This window comes from Pseudarthrobacter sp. O4 (genome assembly GCF_050157025.1).
Taxonomy (GTDB): domain Bacteria; phylum Actinomycetota; class Actinomycetes; order Actinomycetales; family Micrococcaceae; genus Arthrobacter.
The window spans coordinates 496,217-510,882 of sequence record NZ_CP189591.1 but is presented as its reverse complement, the minus strand read 5'-3'; the positions used below and the strand labels follow the sequence as shown (position 1 = coordinate 510,882).

At 66.3% G+C, this 14,666-nt stretch carries 13 protein-coding genes; 9 read left to right on the top strand and 4 right to left on the bottom strand.

Going from position 1 to position 14,666, the window contains the following annotated elements; genetic code table 11:
- Positions 1-9: 9 nt before the first annotated feature.
- Positions 10-1,962 (bottom strand): M13 family metallopeptidase, encoded by a 1,953-nt coding sequence (locus tag ACQCSU_RS02315; RefSeq protein ID WP_426978037.1) that lies wholly within the window; start codon positions 1,960-1,962, stop codon positions 10-12.
- A 251-nt stretch (positions 1,963-2,213) separates the two neighbouring features.
- Here ACQCSU_RS02315 and leuA point away from each other — a divergent pair, with 251 nt between their 5' ends.
- The 3 genes from leuA to ACQCSU_RS02300 all read left to right on the top strand — a co-directional run bounded on the left by leuA (position 2,214) and on the right by ACQCSU_RS02300 (position 5,815).
- Complete coding sequence (gene leuA, locus ACQCSU_RS02310) at positions 2,214-3,953, top strand: 2-isopropylmalate synthase (RefSeq protein ID WP_426978035.1); 1,740 nt, start codon at positions 2,214-2,216, stop codon at positions 3,951-3,953.
- Positions 3,954-4,184: 231 nt separating this feature from the next.
- Entirely contained in the window at positions 4,185-4,940 is a 756-nt protein-coding gene (recO, locus tag ACQCSU_RS02305) for a DNA repair protein RecO (protein WP_426978034.1), read from the top strand.
- 8 nt (positions 4,941-4,948) lie between these two features.
- Positions 4,949-5,815, top strand: a complete 867-nt coding sequence (locus ACQCSU_RS02300; protein ID WP_426979920.1) for an isoprenyl transferase — start codon at positions 4,949-4,951, stop codon at positions 5,813-5,815.
- 113 nt (positions 5,816-5,928) lie between these two features.
- Here the strand turns inward: ACQCSU_RS02300 and ACQCSU_RS02295 are convergent, their stop codons facing one another.
- Entirely contained in the window at positions 5,929-7,017 is a 1,089-nt protein-coding gene (locus ACQCSU_RS02295) for an alpha/beta hydrolase (RefSeq protein ID WP_426978033.1), read from the bottom strand.
- Positions 7,018-7,084: 67 nt separating this feature from the next.
- On the opposite strand from ACQCSU_RS02295, the gene ACQCSU_RS02290 reads away from it, so the two are divergent.
- Complete coding sequence (locus ACQCSU_RS02290) at positions 7,085-8,158, top strand: quinone-dependent dihydroorotate dehydrogenase (RefSeq protein WP_426978032.1); 1,074 nt, start codon at positions 7,085-7,087, stop codon at positions 8,156-8,158.
- Between the two features lie 81 nt (positions 8,159-8,239).
- Here ACQCSU_RS02290 and ACQCSU_RS02285 read toward each other — a convergent pair whose 3' ends face one another.
- The gene (locus ACQCSU_RS02285) at positions 8,240-8,839 is read right to left on the bottom strand and encodes a DUF3043 domain-containing protein (protein ID WP_426978031.1); all 600 of its coding nucleotides are present in this window, start codon (positions 8,837-8,839) and stop codon (positions 8,240-8,242) included.
- Positions 8,840-8,944: 105 nt separating this feature from the next.
- Here ACQCSU_RS02285 and ACQCSU_RS02280 point away from each other — a divergent pair, with 105 nt between their 5' ends.
- The 5 genes from ACQCSU_RS02280 to ACQCSU_RS02260 all read left to right on the top strand — a co-directional run bounded on the left by ACQCSU_RS02280 (position 8,945) and on the right by ACQCSU_RS02260 (position 14,141).
- Positions 8,945-10,375 carry a dipeptidase gene (locus ACQCSU_RS02280; protein ID WP_426978030.1) on the top strand — a complete coding sequence of 477 codons (1,431 nt, stop codon included), beginning with the start codon at positions 8,945-8,947 and terminating at the stop codon, positions 10,373-10,375.
- Between the two features lie 173 nt (positions 10,376-10,548).
- Complete coding sequence (locus ACQCSU_RS02275; RefSeq protein WP_354241172.1) at positions 10,549-10,938, top strand: HesB/IscA family protein; 390 nt, start codon at positions 10,549-10,551, stop codon at positions 10,936-10,938.
- Positions 10,939-11,135: 197 nt separating this feature from the next.
- Positions 11,136-12,008 (top strand): cytochrome c oxidase subunit II, encoded by an 873-nt coding sequence (gene coxB, locus ACQCSU_RS02270; RefSeq protein WP_426978029.1) that lies wholly within the window; start codon positions 11,136-11,138, stop codon positions 12,006-12,008.
- A 10-nt stretch (positions 12,009-12,018) separates the two neighbouring features.
- Complete coding sequence (gene ctaD, locus ACQCSU_RS02265; protein WP_426978028.1) at positions 12,019-13,743, top strand: cytochrome c oxidase subunit I; 1,725 nt, start codon at positions 12,019-12,021, stop codon at positions 13,741-13,743.
- The gene (locus tag ACQCSU_RS02260; protein ID WP_426978026.1) at positions 13,740-14,141 is read left to right on the top strand and encodes a cytochrome c oxidase subunit 4; all 402 of its coding nucleotides are present in this window, start codon (positions 13,740-13,742) and stop codon (positions 14,139-14,141) included. Before ctaD ends, ACQCSU_RS02260 begins: the two co-directional genes overlap by 4 nt.
- 159 nt (positions 14,142-14,300) lie before the next feature.
- On the opposite strand, the gene ACQCSU_RS02255 is transcribed toward ACQCSU_RS02260, so the two are convergent.
- Positions 14,301-14,594: an HPr family phosphocarrier protein gene (locus ACQCSU_RS02255; protein WP_426978025.1), complete on the bottom strand. Its 294-nt coding sequence runs from the start codon at positions 14,592-14,594 to the stop codon at positions 14,301-14,303.
- Between the last annotated feature and the right edge of the window lie 72 nt (positions 14,595-14,666).

Genomic DNA, 14,666 nt, shown 5'->3' with positions numbered 1-14,666 from the left:
CAACTGACATCACCAGATGCTGACGCGCTCCGCCGGCGGCATCCACATGCCGTCCTGCTCCGCGGTGCCGAAGGCCTCGTGGAACGCGTCGAGGTTCTTGCTGATCTGGTTGGTGCGGAACTCGTTGGGGGAGTGCGGGTCTGTGGCGAGCCGGCGGATCGCTTCCTCGGTCCGCATGACCTGCCGCCAGCCCGCAGCCCAGGACGCAAAGAACCGCTGGGCCCCGGTGAAGCCGTCCAGCACGGGCGGATCCTGGCCGTCGAGGCTGATCAGGTACGCCTTGTAGGCGATCGTCAGGCCGCCCAGGTCGCCGATGTTCTCGCCCAGGGTCAGTTTTCCGTTGACGTTGTGGCCGGGAGCGGCGCCCGGGGAGAGCGCCTCGAACTGGGCCACGAGCTTCGAGGTCAGCGCCTCGAACGCGCTGCGGTCATCCTCGGTCCACCAGTTCCGGAGCAGTCCGCTGCCGTCGTACTGGGAGCCCTGGTCATCGAAACCGTGGCCGATCTCGTGGCCGATCACCGCCCCGATGCCGCCGTAATTGACGGCGTCGTCGGCCTCGGCGGTGAAGAACGGCGGCTGCAGGATGGCGGCCGGGAACACGATCTCGTTGAGCAGCGGGTGGTAGTAGGCGTTGACCGTCTGCGGCGTCATGAGCCACTTCTCGCGGTCCACGGGTTGGCCCACTTCGTCCAGGTGGCGGTCGACGTCGGCGCTGTGGGCGCGCTCCACATTGCCCAGCAGGTCGGACGGATCGATTTCCACCGCCGAGTAGTCGATCCACTTGTCCGGGTAGCCGATCTTGGCCCGGAAGGAATCGAGCTTCTTGAGTGCCTCCTGCTTCGTTTCCTCGCCCATCCAGGCCAGCCCGGTGATGGACTGCCGGTACGCCTCGATCAGGTTCGCGACGAGCGACTGCATGCGGGCCTTGTGGGCCTCCGGGAAGTGCCGGGCGACGTAGATCTGGCCGACAGCCTCGCCGAGTCCGGCCTCGACGACGGCGACGCCGCGCTTCCAGCGGTCCTTGTTGCGCGGCGTGCCGCTCAGGGTGGTCCCATAGAAGGCGAAGCTGGCGTCGACGAACGCGGATGACAGGAACGGAGCGGCGGCGCTGACGACCCGCAGCGCGAGCCATTCCTGCCAGCTGGCCAACGGCACCGTCTCCAGCAGGGAGGCCGCCCCGGCGAAAAAGTCCGGGGTGCTCACCACGAGTTCGGCGCGCTTGTCCGGCGCGATGCCGGCGGCATCGAACCAGTCCCCGAGCAGCGGGAAGAGCCGTGCAGCCTCTTCGGCCGACTTCAGGTTGTACGTCTTTTGCGGATCGCGCACGGTGACGTTGTCCCAGTGGTGTGACGCCAGGGCGGTTTCCAGCTCCACCACCCGGCCGGACGCAGCCTCCGGATCGGCGACGCCGGCCAGATCGAACATGGTTTTCACGTGCCCGCGGTAGGCCTGGACCATCGGCGCGAACTTCTCTTCGCGGTAGTAGGACTCGTCCGGCAGGCCCAGCCCGCCCTGGCCGGTGTACAGCAGGACCCGGTCGGGGTTGCCGGCGTCGGGAGCGGGATAGATGTAGAAGAGGCCGCCCACATCGGCGCGGAACAGGCGTCCGGCCAGCGCCACCAGGCCGGCGACGGACTCCGTGGCAAACACCCCGGCAAGCCGCTGCCGGATCGGGTCCAGGCCTTTGGCCTCCACCGTGGCCTCGTCCATGAAGCTGTTGTACAGCCCGCCGATCTTCCGCTCGATCCCGGCGGCTTCCCCGCCGCGGGCGGCGGCATCCTCAATGATCTCCTTCACTGCAAGCTCCGAACCGTCACGCAGGGCCGTGAATGTGCCCTCCAGCGGCCGGTCATCCGGAATAGCCGTGTTCTTCAGCCAAGTGCCGTTGACGTGCAGGTACAGGTCGTCCTGCGGCCGTACGGTGGAGTCGATATCGGACAGGGCGATCCCCGAAAGTGGCACGGATGCTCCTTTGAGAGGCAGCCTGACCGGGGGTGGCACCGGTACAGGGTCTGCATGGTGGACGTTGCGGAGGTATGGCTCCTTCATCTTACGCACGCGTGTTACTGTGAAATGGTGCGCGCAGAACTGCTCCTTCTTAGCTGCCGCGGCGAGGCTTCAGACGCTATCTAGCGCAAGGCCCACCCTCGCTGCGGAGTTTGTGTTGCCCGGCCACCCTTTCACCAGGAATCACAGAAAAGGCCCCGATAGTAATGCGAAACGCACAGAAACCCTCAGGAATGCCGGTCCACCGCTACGTCCCCTTCCAGGACCTGATCACGGTCGAACTGCCGGACCGCACCTGGCCTGACAAGGTCATCACGAAGGCCCCCCGCTGGTGCGCGGTTGACCTGCGTGACGGCAACCAGGCCCTGATCGACCCCATGAGCCCCGCCCGCAAGATGAAGATGTTCGACCTGCTGGTCCGCATGGGCTACAAGGAGATCGAAGTCGGATTCCCGTCCGCCTCGCAGACCGACTTCGATTTCGTCCGGCAGCTAATCGAGGGCAACCACATCCCCGATGACGTCACCATCCAGGTGCTGACCCAGGCCCGCGAGCACCTGATCGAACGGACCTACGAGTCCCTGGTCGGTGCAAAGCAGGCCATCGTGCACCTGTACAACTCGACGTCGGTCCTGCAGCGCCGGGTGGTCTTCAACCAGGACGAGGACGGCATCCTCGACATCGCCGTGCAGGGGGCCCGGCTGTGCAAGAAGTACGAGGAAACCCTCGCCGACACGCGCATCACCTATGAGTACTCGCCGGAATCCTTCACCGGGACCGAACTCGAATACGCCGTCCGCGTGTGCAACGCCATCGCCGACGTGTTTGAGGCGTCCGCCGACAGCCAGGTCATCATCAACCTGCCGGCCACCGTCGAAATGGCAACACCGAACGTCTACGCCGACTCCATCGAGTGGATGAGCCGCAACCTGCACCCGCGTGAGGGGATCATCCTGTCACTGCACCCGCACAATGACCGCGGCACCGGCGTCGCGGCCGCCGAACTGGGCTACCTGGCCGGGGCCGACCGGATCGAAGGCTGCCTCTTCGGCAACGGCGAACGGACCGGCAACGTGGACCTGGTGACGCTGGGCCTGAACATGTTCGTCCAGGGCATCGACCCGATGATCGATTTCTCCGACATCGACGACATCCGCCGCACCGTGGAGTACTGCAACCAGCTGCCGGTGGCCGAGCGCGCCCCCTACGGCGGCGACCTCGTCTTCACGGCCTTCTCCGGCTCGCACCAGGACGCGATCAAGAAGGGCCTGGAAGCCCTCGAGAAGGATGCCGCCGCCGCCGGCAAGGAGGTCGCCGACTTCGCCTGGCAGGTCCCGTACCTGCCGGTCGATCCGAAGGACCTCGGCCGCAGCTATGAAGCCGTGATCCGGGTCAACTCCCAGTCCGGCAAGGGCGGCGTGGCCTATCTGTTGAAGAATGAGCACAATCTGGACCTGCCGCGCCGCGCCCAGATCGAATTCTCCGGTGTCATCCAGAAGCAGACGGACACCGTCGGCGGAGAAGTCAGCGGCGCCCAGCTGTGGCAGGTCTTCCAGGACGAATACCTGCCCTCCGCGGCTGCCGACACGCAGTGGGGACGCTACGCTCTCGGCTCGTTCAGCACCGAGACGGACGAGGACGGCACCATGGCCCTGCACGCTTCGTTGAAGGTGGACGGCACCCCGGTCCGCCGGACGGGCACCGGCAACGGACCGATCGCGGCCCTGCTGAGTATCCTGCGCGAAGACGGCGTCGACGTCCGCGTGCTGGACTACACCGAGCATGCGCTGTCCGAAGGCGGCAGCGCCCTCGCCGCAGCCTACGTCGAGTGCGCTGTGGGGGAGCGCGTGCTGTGGGGCGTCGGGATCGACGCCAACACGAGCACGTCCTCGCTCAAGGCCGTCATCTCGGCCGTGAACCGGGCCATCCGGGACGCCCGCGCCTAGGCTGTTCTGCACGGTTCTGCACGCCGTTCCACCCTGCGCCGCCGGATCCGTCCGGCGGCGCAGGGCGTGCCGGGGAGTGTTTGGTACCGTATTTGGTGCCGTGTTTGGCGAAAGTCCGTTGTGACCGAAAGCAGTCACTGCCGAAAGTGGGCGGTTACCGAAGGCAGTCATTGCCGAAAGCAGCCATTTCCGAAAGTCGGCGGGTACCAAAATAGAGTGCGAAGATTAACCGTGGCCCAACCATCTTCCTTTGCAGCCCGCGCCTACCGCGATGACGCCGTCGTGCTGCGTACCCACAAGCTGGGCGAGGCGGACCGCATCATCACCCTGCTGACCAAGCACCACGGCCAGATCCGCGCTGTGGCCAAGGGGGTCCGCCGCACCAGCAGCCGCTTCGGTGCCCGGCTCGAGCCCTTCATGGTGGCGGACCTGCAGCTGATTTCCGGCCGCAGCCTGGACATCGTCACCCAGGCCGTCGCGAAGGGCGCGTATGGCAGCAACATCGCCGCGGACTACGGCCGTTACACGGTGGCCGCCGCGATGACGGAGACGGCGGAAAAGCTCACCGACGTCGACGGCGAATCCGGCACCGCCCAGTACAACCTGCTGGTGGGTGCCCTGGCCTCGCTGAGCCGCGGCGACCACACCCCTGAACTGATCCTGGATTCGTACCTGCTGCGCGCCCTGTCCACCGGCGGCTGGGCGCCGAGCTTCACCGGCTGCGCACGGTGCGGCGCCCCCGGGCCGCACAATGCGTTCTCCGCACCGCTCGGCGGCATGGTCTGCGCCGAGTGCCGGCCGCCGGGTTCCCCGGCTCCCGCCGCGGAGACTGTCCTGCTGCTCGGCGCTCTGCTGACCGGGGACTGGACGACGGCGGACGCATCCCTGCCGCTGCACCGCCGTGAAGCCGCCGGCCTGGTGGCGGGCTACCTGCAATGGCATCTGGAACGTGTCCTGAAATCCCTCAAACATGTGGAGCGAAGTTAACTGTGGTGTTGGGCAGGAGCGCCGGAAAGAACGCGGCGAAGAAGAACGGACCGGTCCGGCCGCGGAGCACCCCGGTGGTGGCGCCGTACCCGCACCCCTCGGGCGCTGCGCCTCCCGCCATCCCGGCGGAATTCATACCGCGGCACGTCGCGATCGTGATGGACGGCAACGGCCGCTGGGCGAACCAGCGTGGGCTGCCGCGGATCGAAGGCCACAAGGCGGGGGAACCGGCCCTGCTGGACGTGATGGCGGGGGCCATCGAGCTCGGCATCGAACATGTCAGCGTCTACGCCTTCTCCACCGAAAACTGGCGCCGTTCCCCGGAGGAAGTCCGCTTCCTGATGGGATTTAACAAGGACGTGCTACGACGGCAGCGGAACCAGCTGGATGAATGGGGCGTCCGGATCCGCTGGTCCGGCAGGCGTCCGAGGCTCTGGGGCTCGGTCATCCGGGAGCTTGAGGAGGCCGAGGATTACACCCGCGGCAACAGCACCTGCACTTTGAACATGTGTGTTAACTACGGCGGCCGTGCCGAGATCGCCGACGCCGTTTCCGCCATTGCCGAGGAGGTCGCCGCCGGACGCCTCAGGCCGGGAGCCATTACCGAGAAGACCATCCAGAAGTACCTCGATGAGCCCGACCTCCCGGACGTCGACCTGTTCCTGCGCAGCTCCGGCGAACAGCGGCTGTCCAACTTCATGCTCTGGCAGTCGGCCTACGCCGAGTTCGTCTTCCTGGACACGCTCTGGCCCGACGTGGACCGGCGCACGCTGTGGGACGCCGTCGAGATCTACGCGCAGCGGGACCGCCGCTACGGCGGAGCGGTCGACGCCGCGGCCCCGGCGGCGGGCGGCCCGGGCGGCCCCGGCGCCTAACGACGTGGTCGGCCCGGGACGGGAGCCCGGTCGGCACCTTAATGACCGGGTCGGCACCTTAATGACCCGGTCGGCACCTTAATGACAGGAGCGGACCGCAGCCCGCGGTGCGATCATTCCGCCCGGCCGTCGTCCAGGACGTAGGCCTGGATCCACCGGGCCAGCCGGGCGTACGCATCCTTGCGGACGCGTGGCGCGGAGAGGAATACATCGTGCAGCGCCCCGTCGATCCGCTCCAGCGTCACGGTGCGGCCCAGGCCCAGCGCGCGGAGGGCGATCATGTTGACATCCAGGACCGCATCGGTGCTCCGCATGGACTCTTTCCAGAACATCCCGTTGGCGCTGGCACCGGAGATCAAAACCAGGATGGGGATTTCGATCTTCAGGCCTCGTGCCACGCGGGCCTGGCCGGCGAGCACGGCGCTGAGCCAGCCGGCGCGGACGGGAAAAGCATGCGGAGGCCGGTATTTGTCATCCAGGCTCCACTCGCCCTCGGCCGCGCTGCTGATGCTGCGCCAATAGAATGCCCGCTCGGGGAGCCGGATCACGGACTCCGGCCGGAACCTGGCAAGCGGGCCCACCATGGTCCGGGTCGCACGCCGGACGGCAGGGCTGCCATGCATCTCCAGCCACGGGCTGTCCAGGATCAACTGCGAAGCCAGTCCCGGGTGACGGTTCGCCCAGAGCGCGGCAATCAGGCCGCCGGTCGAGTGCCCCATCAGCGTCACGGACGGCGGGTCCGCGCCCTCGGGCTGGAGCGATCCGATGATGCCGATCGCCGCGGTGATCTCGGCGTCGTAGTCCGCGAGGTCGGCGACATAGCCGCCAGGGGCGTCCGGGCGCAGGCTCCGTCCGTGGTTGTGCATATCGAGCGCGAAAAACTGGAAGCCTTTGCCGGTCCAGAATTCAGCGAGCTCCTCGTTGAAGAAGTAGTCGCTCCAGCCATGCAGGAACAGCACAGCCCGTGCAGGACGGCGGCCCGGTTGCAGCGGCTCCGTTATCTGCTGTCCGGCCTGCTTTGGACCGGCCTGCCGGGGCTGGCCGGGCCGGGTCTGGCCGGCGCAGGGTTCGACGGCGCAGCGGGGGACGTGCCGCACGAGCGTGGCGGTCCGTTCGACGCCGTCCGCGCCTGCCGTCTGGAAGGTGCAGGCCTCGAAATCGTCTCCGAGGATGTCCGCTTGCCAGTCATGGTTGCTGGTCATGGCTTCATGCTAGCGCCCGGAAGCGTGCTGGTTTGGTCTGGACCGCCGGAACCGGAAAACTAGAGCCATGCGCGTATATCCGACATTCTTCCGGCTGGCCTTCTCATGGATGGACGCCGAACGCGCCCACAAAATCGGGTTCCGGGCCATACGCCTCGTCCACAGCTGCGGAGCCGGGCGGGTGCTGCAGAAGTTCACCGCCCCGGCATCGTCCCTGCGGACCCAGGCGTTCGGCCTGACCTTCCCCTCGCCGTTCGGGCTGGCCGCCGGCTTCGACAAGGAAGGCCACGGCATCGAGGCCCTCACCGAGCTCGGCTTCGGCCACATTGAAGTCGGCACCATCACCGGCCAGCCCCAGCCCGGCAACCCCGCTCCGCGGCTCTTCCGCCTCGTCGAGGACCGGGCGGTGATCAACCGGATGGGCTTCAACAACGACGGCGCCGCCGCGGTGGCGCCCCGCCTGAAGTCCGCCCGGGCCGCCCTGCAGCGCCGCCATCCCGGCACCCGCCCGGTGATCGGTGTGAACATCGGCAAGAGCAAGGCCGTGGAGCTGGAGGATGCGGTGGCCGACTACCTCGTCAGCGCCCGCAGCCTCGCCCCCGCCGCGGACTACCTCGTGGTCAACGTCAGTTCCCCGAACACCCCCGGCCTCCGCCTGCTGCAGGATGTGGAGACGCTGCGCCCGCTGCTGACGGCGGTGGGGGAGGAGGCGGACAAGGCGGCCGGCCGCCACGTGCCGCTGCTCGTCAAGATCGCGCCGGACCTCAGCAACGAGGACATCGACGACGTCGCCCGGCTGGCGCTGGACCTGAACCTGGACGGCATCATCGCCACCAATACGACCATCGCCCGCACCGGGCTGGCCTCGAGCCCCGACAAGGTCGGGGCCTGCGGAGCCGGCGGACTCTCCGGGGCGCCGCTGAAGACGCGTTCGCTCGAAGTGCTGGCACGGCTCAAGGCAGCAACCGGCGGGGCGCTGACCCTGGTGTCGGTCGGCGGCGTCGAAACGGCGCAGGACGTCCAGCAGCGGCTCGACGCCGGGGCCACCCTCGTCCAGGGTTACACGGCCTTCCTCTACGAAGGTCCTTTCTGGGCCGCCCACATCAACCGGCTTCTTGCAAAGCATCCGTCCCGGCGCTAGGCGCCTGGCACGTCGTGGTCCGGAGTCCGGACATGAAGAAGCCCCGGCAGTCCGGCTGCCGGGGCTTCTTGTTGAGGAATATCAGGCGGGGAACTCGCCGCGCTTGACCTGGGGCTTGGGCAGCCGCAGGCGGCGGAACTGCAGGGAGCGCATGGAGCCGTACCAGACCGTGCCGCGTTCGACCTCGCCGAACTTCTCGGACAGCCGCTTCTTGAGCTTCCTGGAGAGGATGAAGACGTCCACGAAGACCGCCAGGAACATCACCCAAAAACCGCCCAGGACGTAGATCATCTGCTCGCTGGACGCGGGCACGAGGAGTGAGACGACAACGAACACGAGGGCACCGAACATGAGGTACTCGCCGAGGCTGAAGCGCGCGTCCACGTAGTCGCGGGCAAAACGCTTCTGCGGGCCCTTGTCCCGCAGCGGCAGGAACTTTTCGTCGCCGGTGTCCATTGCCTGCCGCATCTTGAGCCGCTGGTCCTGGATGGCCGCGCGTTCGGCGGCCTTGGATGCCTTTCGGTCCTCAGGCACGAGCGGCCGCTTCCGGGCGGCCACCTGCGCGCTGCGCTTGGGCGTGGGTGCGCCCTTGCCAATGGCGGCGTCCCGGGCTGTTGCCGCGGCCGCCTGCTGGTCAACTATCTGCTGCGCCGAAGGCGCTTCCTTTTTACGTCCAAACACCCCTACAGAATACCCCGCGGTTGCAGGCGCGAGACCCAGCCCACACGCCCCTGAACGGCTGAGGCGCAGTTTATGGTGATCCTTGGCACCGGTAGTGTTTCCGCCATGACTTCATCACCCGCGGGGAACCCGCAAACCGCCATCGGCCCGCTCGGAAACTTCGACGCCGAGGCCCTCCGTCAGGCCGTCACGGAATCGTTCGAGGCCACGATCACCCAACTGAAGGAACTCGTTGCCATCCCGGGCATCGCGTGGCCCGGTTTTGATCCGGCCCCGCTGAACGCCAGCGCCGACGCTGTCGCCGCTCTGGTCCGGGCGGCCGGCTTCGACGACGTCCGGATCCTGCGCTGCGACAAGGAGGACGGCACCCCCGGCGGCCCCGCGGTCGTCGCCCGCCGTCCTGCCGCCGAGGGCAAGCCGACCATCCTGCTGTACGCGCACCACGATGTACAGCCCACGGGCGATCTGGCGCTGTGGGAAACGGAGCCGTTCATCGCCGTCGAACGCGAGGGCCGGCTGTACGGCCGGGGCGCGGCGGACGACAAGGCCGGGATCCAGGCCCACATCGCGGCCTACTCGGCCGTGACCCGGGTACTGGGTGACGATCTGGGCCTGGGCGTGACGTTCTTCTTTGAAGGCGAGGAGGAAGCCGGCTCCCCGACGTTCCGGTCCTTCCTTGAGACCCACCGCGAACTGCTGCGGGCCGACGTGATCGTCGTGGCCGACTCCAGCAACTGGAAGGTGGGTATCCCCGCCCTCACCACGAGCCTGCGTGGACTGGTGGACGGCACTATCGAGGTCAAGGTCCTGGACCACGCGGTCCACTCCGGTATGTTCGGCGGCCCCGTGCTGGACGCCCCGACCCTGCTCGCCCGCCTGATCGCCACCCTGCACGACGCCGACGGGACCGTCGCGGTCGCCGGCCTGGTCAGCCGCGACGACGTCACCGTGGACCTTACCGAAGCCGAATACCGTGCCGACGCCTCCGTGCTCGACGGCGTTAGGCTTGCCGGTACCGGCAGTATCGCCTCCCGGATGTGGACCAAACCCGCCCTGTCCATCATCGGCTTCGATGCGCCCGCGGTGGACATCGCCTCCAACACCCTGTTGCCGCGGGCCCGCGCCAAGTTCAGCCTCCGGCTCGCCCCCGGCCAGGATCCCGCGGAAGCCATGGACGCCGTACGGAAGCACGTTGAGGCCAACGCGCCTTTCGGCGCCCACGTGGTTTTCACCCCGGGGGAGAGCGGCAACGCCTTCCTGACGGACACCTCCTCCAAGGCTGCCAGCGTCGCCATGTGGGCTCTTGGCGAGGCCTGGGGCGTACCGGCGGTCGAAATGGGGATCGGTGGCTCCATTCCCTTTATCGCGGACCTGACCGAGCTCTTCCCGGACGTGCAGATCCTGGTCACCGGTGTGGAGGATCCCGACTCACGCGCCCACAGCGCCAACGAATCCCTCCACCTCGGAGACTTCCGGAACGCGGTCATCGCCGAAGCGTTCATGCTGGCCCGACTGAATGAGGAGGGACTGGCCTGACCGGCCCGCCCTCTCAGCCCTCACGGGGAACATCCATCCAGCCCCGACGGTTACGTCAGGAGTTAGAGCTACACGTCTGACCGACGTAGCATGTAGCTATAGCCCGTACCGTTTCAGTTAGGGGCGGGCACCGCGCACGCGGAGCCGCCACCACCGTCGTAAGAAGGTAGGCCATGAGCACTACAACCAATGAAAACAGCGCCGACACCACCGCTATTGCGGGACAGGAACTGGCCGCCCACGAGGTCAAGCTGACCGACGTTGCCGCCGGCAAGGTCCGCAGCCTGCTCGAGCAGGAAGGCCGCACCGATCTGCGCCTCCGCGTTGCCGTGCAGCCGGGCGGTTGCTCCGGCCTGATCTACCAGCTCTACTTCGACGAGCGGCTCCTGGACGGAGACGCCGTCCGTGACTATGACGGCGTCGAAGTTGTCGTGGACAAAATGAGCGTCCCCTACCTCAGCGGGGCCAGCATCGACTTCGAGGACACCATCTCCAAGCAGGGCTTCACGATCGACAACCCGAATGCCGGCGGCTCCTGCGCCTGCGGTGATTCCTTCCACTAAGGCCGGCAATCTGCCCGGCCTTAATGCCGCCGCAATGGTGGTGGGCCGGGCCGGCAAAAACGGTCCCGACGCACGGCGCGTGCATGTGGGCGAAAACTCCTGGGGAGCGGTAAGCTCTACACCGAGTAGTAAAACTTTTAGTGTGCCCGGAACGCCATCGGCGGACGGGCGACAGCAACAAGTAGGAAGGGCCGTCTGTGAGTTCGCAGAACCGAACCGGCAGCCGACGCAAACAGATCACTACGATCACTGGCTTGGCACTAGCCGGCGCGTTGGCTTTGACTGGATGTTCACCAGAGGTACAGAAAGGGTGGTTGCCCACCGAGCGTGGCACCACCAATCACACTGACCGCATCATGGACCTCTGGGTCAACTCATGGATTGCCGCGCTGGTCGTCGGCATCATTACCTGGGGTTTGATGATCTGGTGCATCGTCGCTTACCGGCGGCGCAAGGGCACCGTAGGGTTCCCCCGCCAGACCAGCTTCAACCTGCCGCTTGAGGTCTTCTATCTGACGATCCCGCTGTTCATGGTCCTGGTGTTCTTCTACTTCACCGACCGCGACCAGCAGGCGATCGACAACCGCGCCCAGCCCGCCGACGTCGTAGTGGACGTCCGCGGCAAGCAGTGGGCGTGGGACTTCAACTACAAAAAGGGCGACGTCATCACCGGAGACGTCCACGAGGCCGGCGTCCAGGCGCACCTCACGGGCAACGATGTGGACAAGGAAAAGCTGCCCACGCTGTACCTTCCGGTGAACAAGTCGGTTGACCTCGAGCTCAACGCACGCGATGTCATCCACTCCTTCTGGGTTCCTGCCTTCCTGCAGAAGCGGGACATCATCCCCGGCAAGACCAACTACATCAGGTTCACCCCCACCAAGGAGGGGACCTACGACGGCAAGTGCGCCGAACTCTGTGGCGAATACCACTCCGAAATGCTGTTCCGCGTCAAGGTTGTCTCCGAGTCGGAGTTCAATGGGCATCTGGTCAAGCTGCGCCAGGACGGCAACACCGGCCTGCTCGGTGACGAGTACGACCGCAACCCGGCCCCGGCCGAAACCAAGTAAGGGGAGCGACGTGGCAACCACCTATTCTCAGCCCACCGGGATCCTTGGTGCTCCCGTGGTACCGAAGTCCAAGGGGCGCATCGTCGTCAACTGGATCACTTCCACCGACCACAAGACCATCGGGTACATGTACCTGATTGCGTCCTTCGTGTTCTTCTGCTTCGGCGGTGTCATGGCACTGCTGATCCGCGCCGAGCTGTTCGAGCCCGGCATGCAGATCCTGCAGACCAAGGAGCAGTACAACCAGCTTTTCACCATGCACGGCACCGTCATGCTGCTCATGTTCGCAACGCCGCTGTTCGCCGGCTTCACCAACGTGATCATGCCGCTGCAGATCGGCGCACCGGACGTCGCCTTCCCGCGGCTGAACGCGCTGGCCTTCTGGTTCTTCCTCTTCGGCTCCACCATCGCCGTCTCCGGCTTCATCACCCCTCAGGGTGCGGCGTCGTTCGGCTGGACCGCCTACGCGCCACTGTCCAACACGACCTTCAGCCCCGGCGTGGGCGGTGACCTCTGGACCTTCGGCCTCGCGCTCTCCGGTTTCGGCACCATCCTCGGCGCGGTCAACTTCATCACCACGATCATCTGCATGCGTGCCCCGGGCATGACCATGTGGCGGATGCCGATCTTCACCTGGAACGCGCTGGTGACGTCCATTCTGGTCCTGATGGCGTTCCCGCCGTTTGCCGCCGCCCTCTTCGCCCTCGGCGCGGACCGCCGCTTCGGCGCGCACATCTTCGACCCCGAAAACGGCGGCGCCGTCCTGTGGCAGCACCTTTTCTGGTTCTTCGGCCACCCCGAGGTCTACATCATCGCCCTGCCGTTCTTCGGCATCGTGTCCGAGATCTTCCCGGTCTTCAGCCGCAAGCCGATCTTCGGCTACAAGGGCCTCGTCTACGCGACCATCGCCATTGCCGCGCTGTCTGTGACCGTATGGGCGCACCACATGTACGTGACCGGTTCGGTCCTGCTGCCGTTCTTCTCCTTCATGACCATGCTCATTGCCGTTCCTACCGGTGTGAAGTTCTTCAACTGGATCGGTACGCTGTGGGGGGGTTCAATCACGTTCGAAACCCCGATGCTGTGGAGCATCGGCTTCCTGGCGACGTTCCTCTTCGGCGGCCTGACCGGCATCATCCTGGCCTCCCCGCCTCTGGACTTCCACGTATCGGACTCCTACTTCGTGGTCGCCCACTTCCACTACGTCGTGTTCGGCACCGTGGTGTTCGCGATGTTCGCAGGCTTCTACTTCTGGTGGCCCAAATGGACCGGCAAGATGCTCAACGAGCGCCTCGGCAAGATCCACTTCTGGATGCTGTTCCTGGGCTTCCACGCCACGTTCCTGATCCAGCACTGGCTCGGCGTCAGCGGCATGCCCCGCCGCTACGCGGACTACATGCCGCAGGACAACTTCACCTGGATGAACCAGTTCTCCACCTACGGTTCATTCCTCCTGGGCGCTTCGCTGATCCCGTTCTTCTGGAACGTCTATATCACCTGGCGCAGCAACGAACGAGTGGAAGTCGATGACCCGTGGGGCTTCGGCGCCTCGCTCGAGTGGGCTACGTCCTGCCCGCCGCCGCGCCACAACTTCACGTCCCTGCCCCGGATCCGTTCGGAGCGTCCTGCGCTGGATCTGCACCATCCGGAGCTTGCCCAGTCGCACACCGTTGAGTCACCGGCACCGGCAGCAGCCGTGCTCGGCAACGCCGATCAGAAGGACGCTGCCCAGTGAAGATCGAATCATGGATTTTTGGAGCCGGAGCCTTCTTCTTCGTACCGGTCTCCCTGATTTACGGCTTTCTGACGCACTGGTCTGAATGGGTTGGAATCCTCGGTGTGTTGCTTGTCGGCGGCCTCGCCGGCATGATCGGCGCGTACCTCGGCTTCACCGGCAAACGTGTCGGGATGCGCCCCGAAGACCGCAGCGACGCCGAGATCCACGAGGGCGCCGGCGAACAGGGTCACTTCAGCCCGTGGAGCTGGTGGCCGATGGTCCTGGGCCTGTCCTGCGCCACCGGCTTCCTCGGCTTGGCCTTGGGGTTTTGGCTCGTGTTCATCGCCGGAGGCATGGCAGTCGTGGCCCTGATCGGCTGGGTCTACGAGTACAGCCGCGGTGACCACGCGCACTAACGCCGTGTAGGCACTGCCGCGAACAACGACGGCGGGCCCCACCTTTTGGTGGGGCCCGCCGTCGTTTGCGTTCACGTCGTTTGCGTTCAGCGGGGGACTCTGCCGGGCCGGTGGGGGACCGGCAGCCTGGTCGAGGGGCATGGAGCGTCCCGCAGGCGCTCAGCGCGCCTGTGCAGACTCGAGCAGGAGCCGCAAGCCCTCCAAGGCATCCTCGGCCTCGGCGAGGCTGTAACGGGCAGGGATCGCTTCCGCGGCAACGGCGAGTTCGACTTCGCAGCCGCAGGAGAAATCCTCGGTCATGACCTCCAGCAGTGAGCGGGCATCCACGCCCGGCTTGCCGTTCTTGCTGATCGTGACCGGAAGCCCCGTTTCCGTCACGGCCCGGACAAACACTGCCGCCGGCCGGGCGTGCAGGCCAATGGCCGCCTGGACGATTGCCTTTCGTACTGGCAACGGGACTCCTTCGTTTCTGGCGGGTGTGATTTAAGCCTAGCCGGGGGTGCCGCAGCGGGCGAACCGGGAGTG

Bases quoted from the DNA above. Each gene is read 5' to 3' on its own strand.
- leuA (WP_426978035.1), top strand. From the start codon at position 2,214: ATGCGAAACGCACAGAAACCCTCAGGAATGCCGGTCCACCGCTACGTC.
- ACQCSU_RS02295 (WP_426978033.1), bottom strand. From the start codon at position 7,017: ATGACCAGCAACCATGACTGGCAAGCGGACATCCTCGGAGACGATTTC.
- ACQCSU_RS02290 (WP_426978032.1), top strand. From the start codon at position 7,085: ATGCGCGTATATCCGACATTCTTCCGGCTGGCCTTCTCATGGATGGAC.
- ACQCSU_RS02280 (WP_426978030.1), top strand. From the start codon at position 8,945: ATGACTTCATCACCCGCGGGGAACCCGCAAACCGCCATCGGCCCGCTC.
- ACQCSU_RS02275 (WP_354241172.1), top strand. From the start codon at position 10,549: ATGAGCACTACAACCAATGAAAACAGCGCCGACACCACCGCTATTGCG.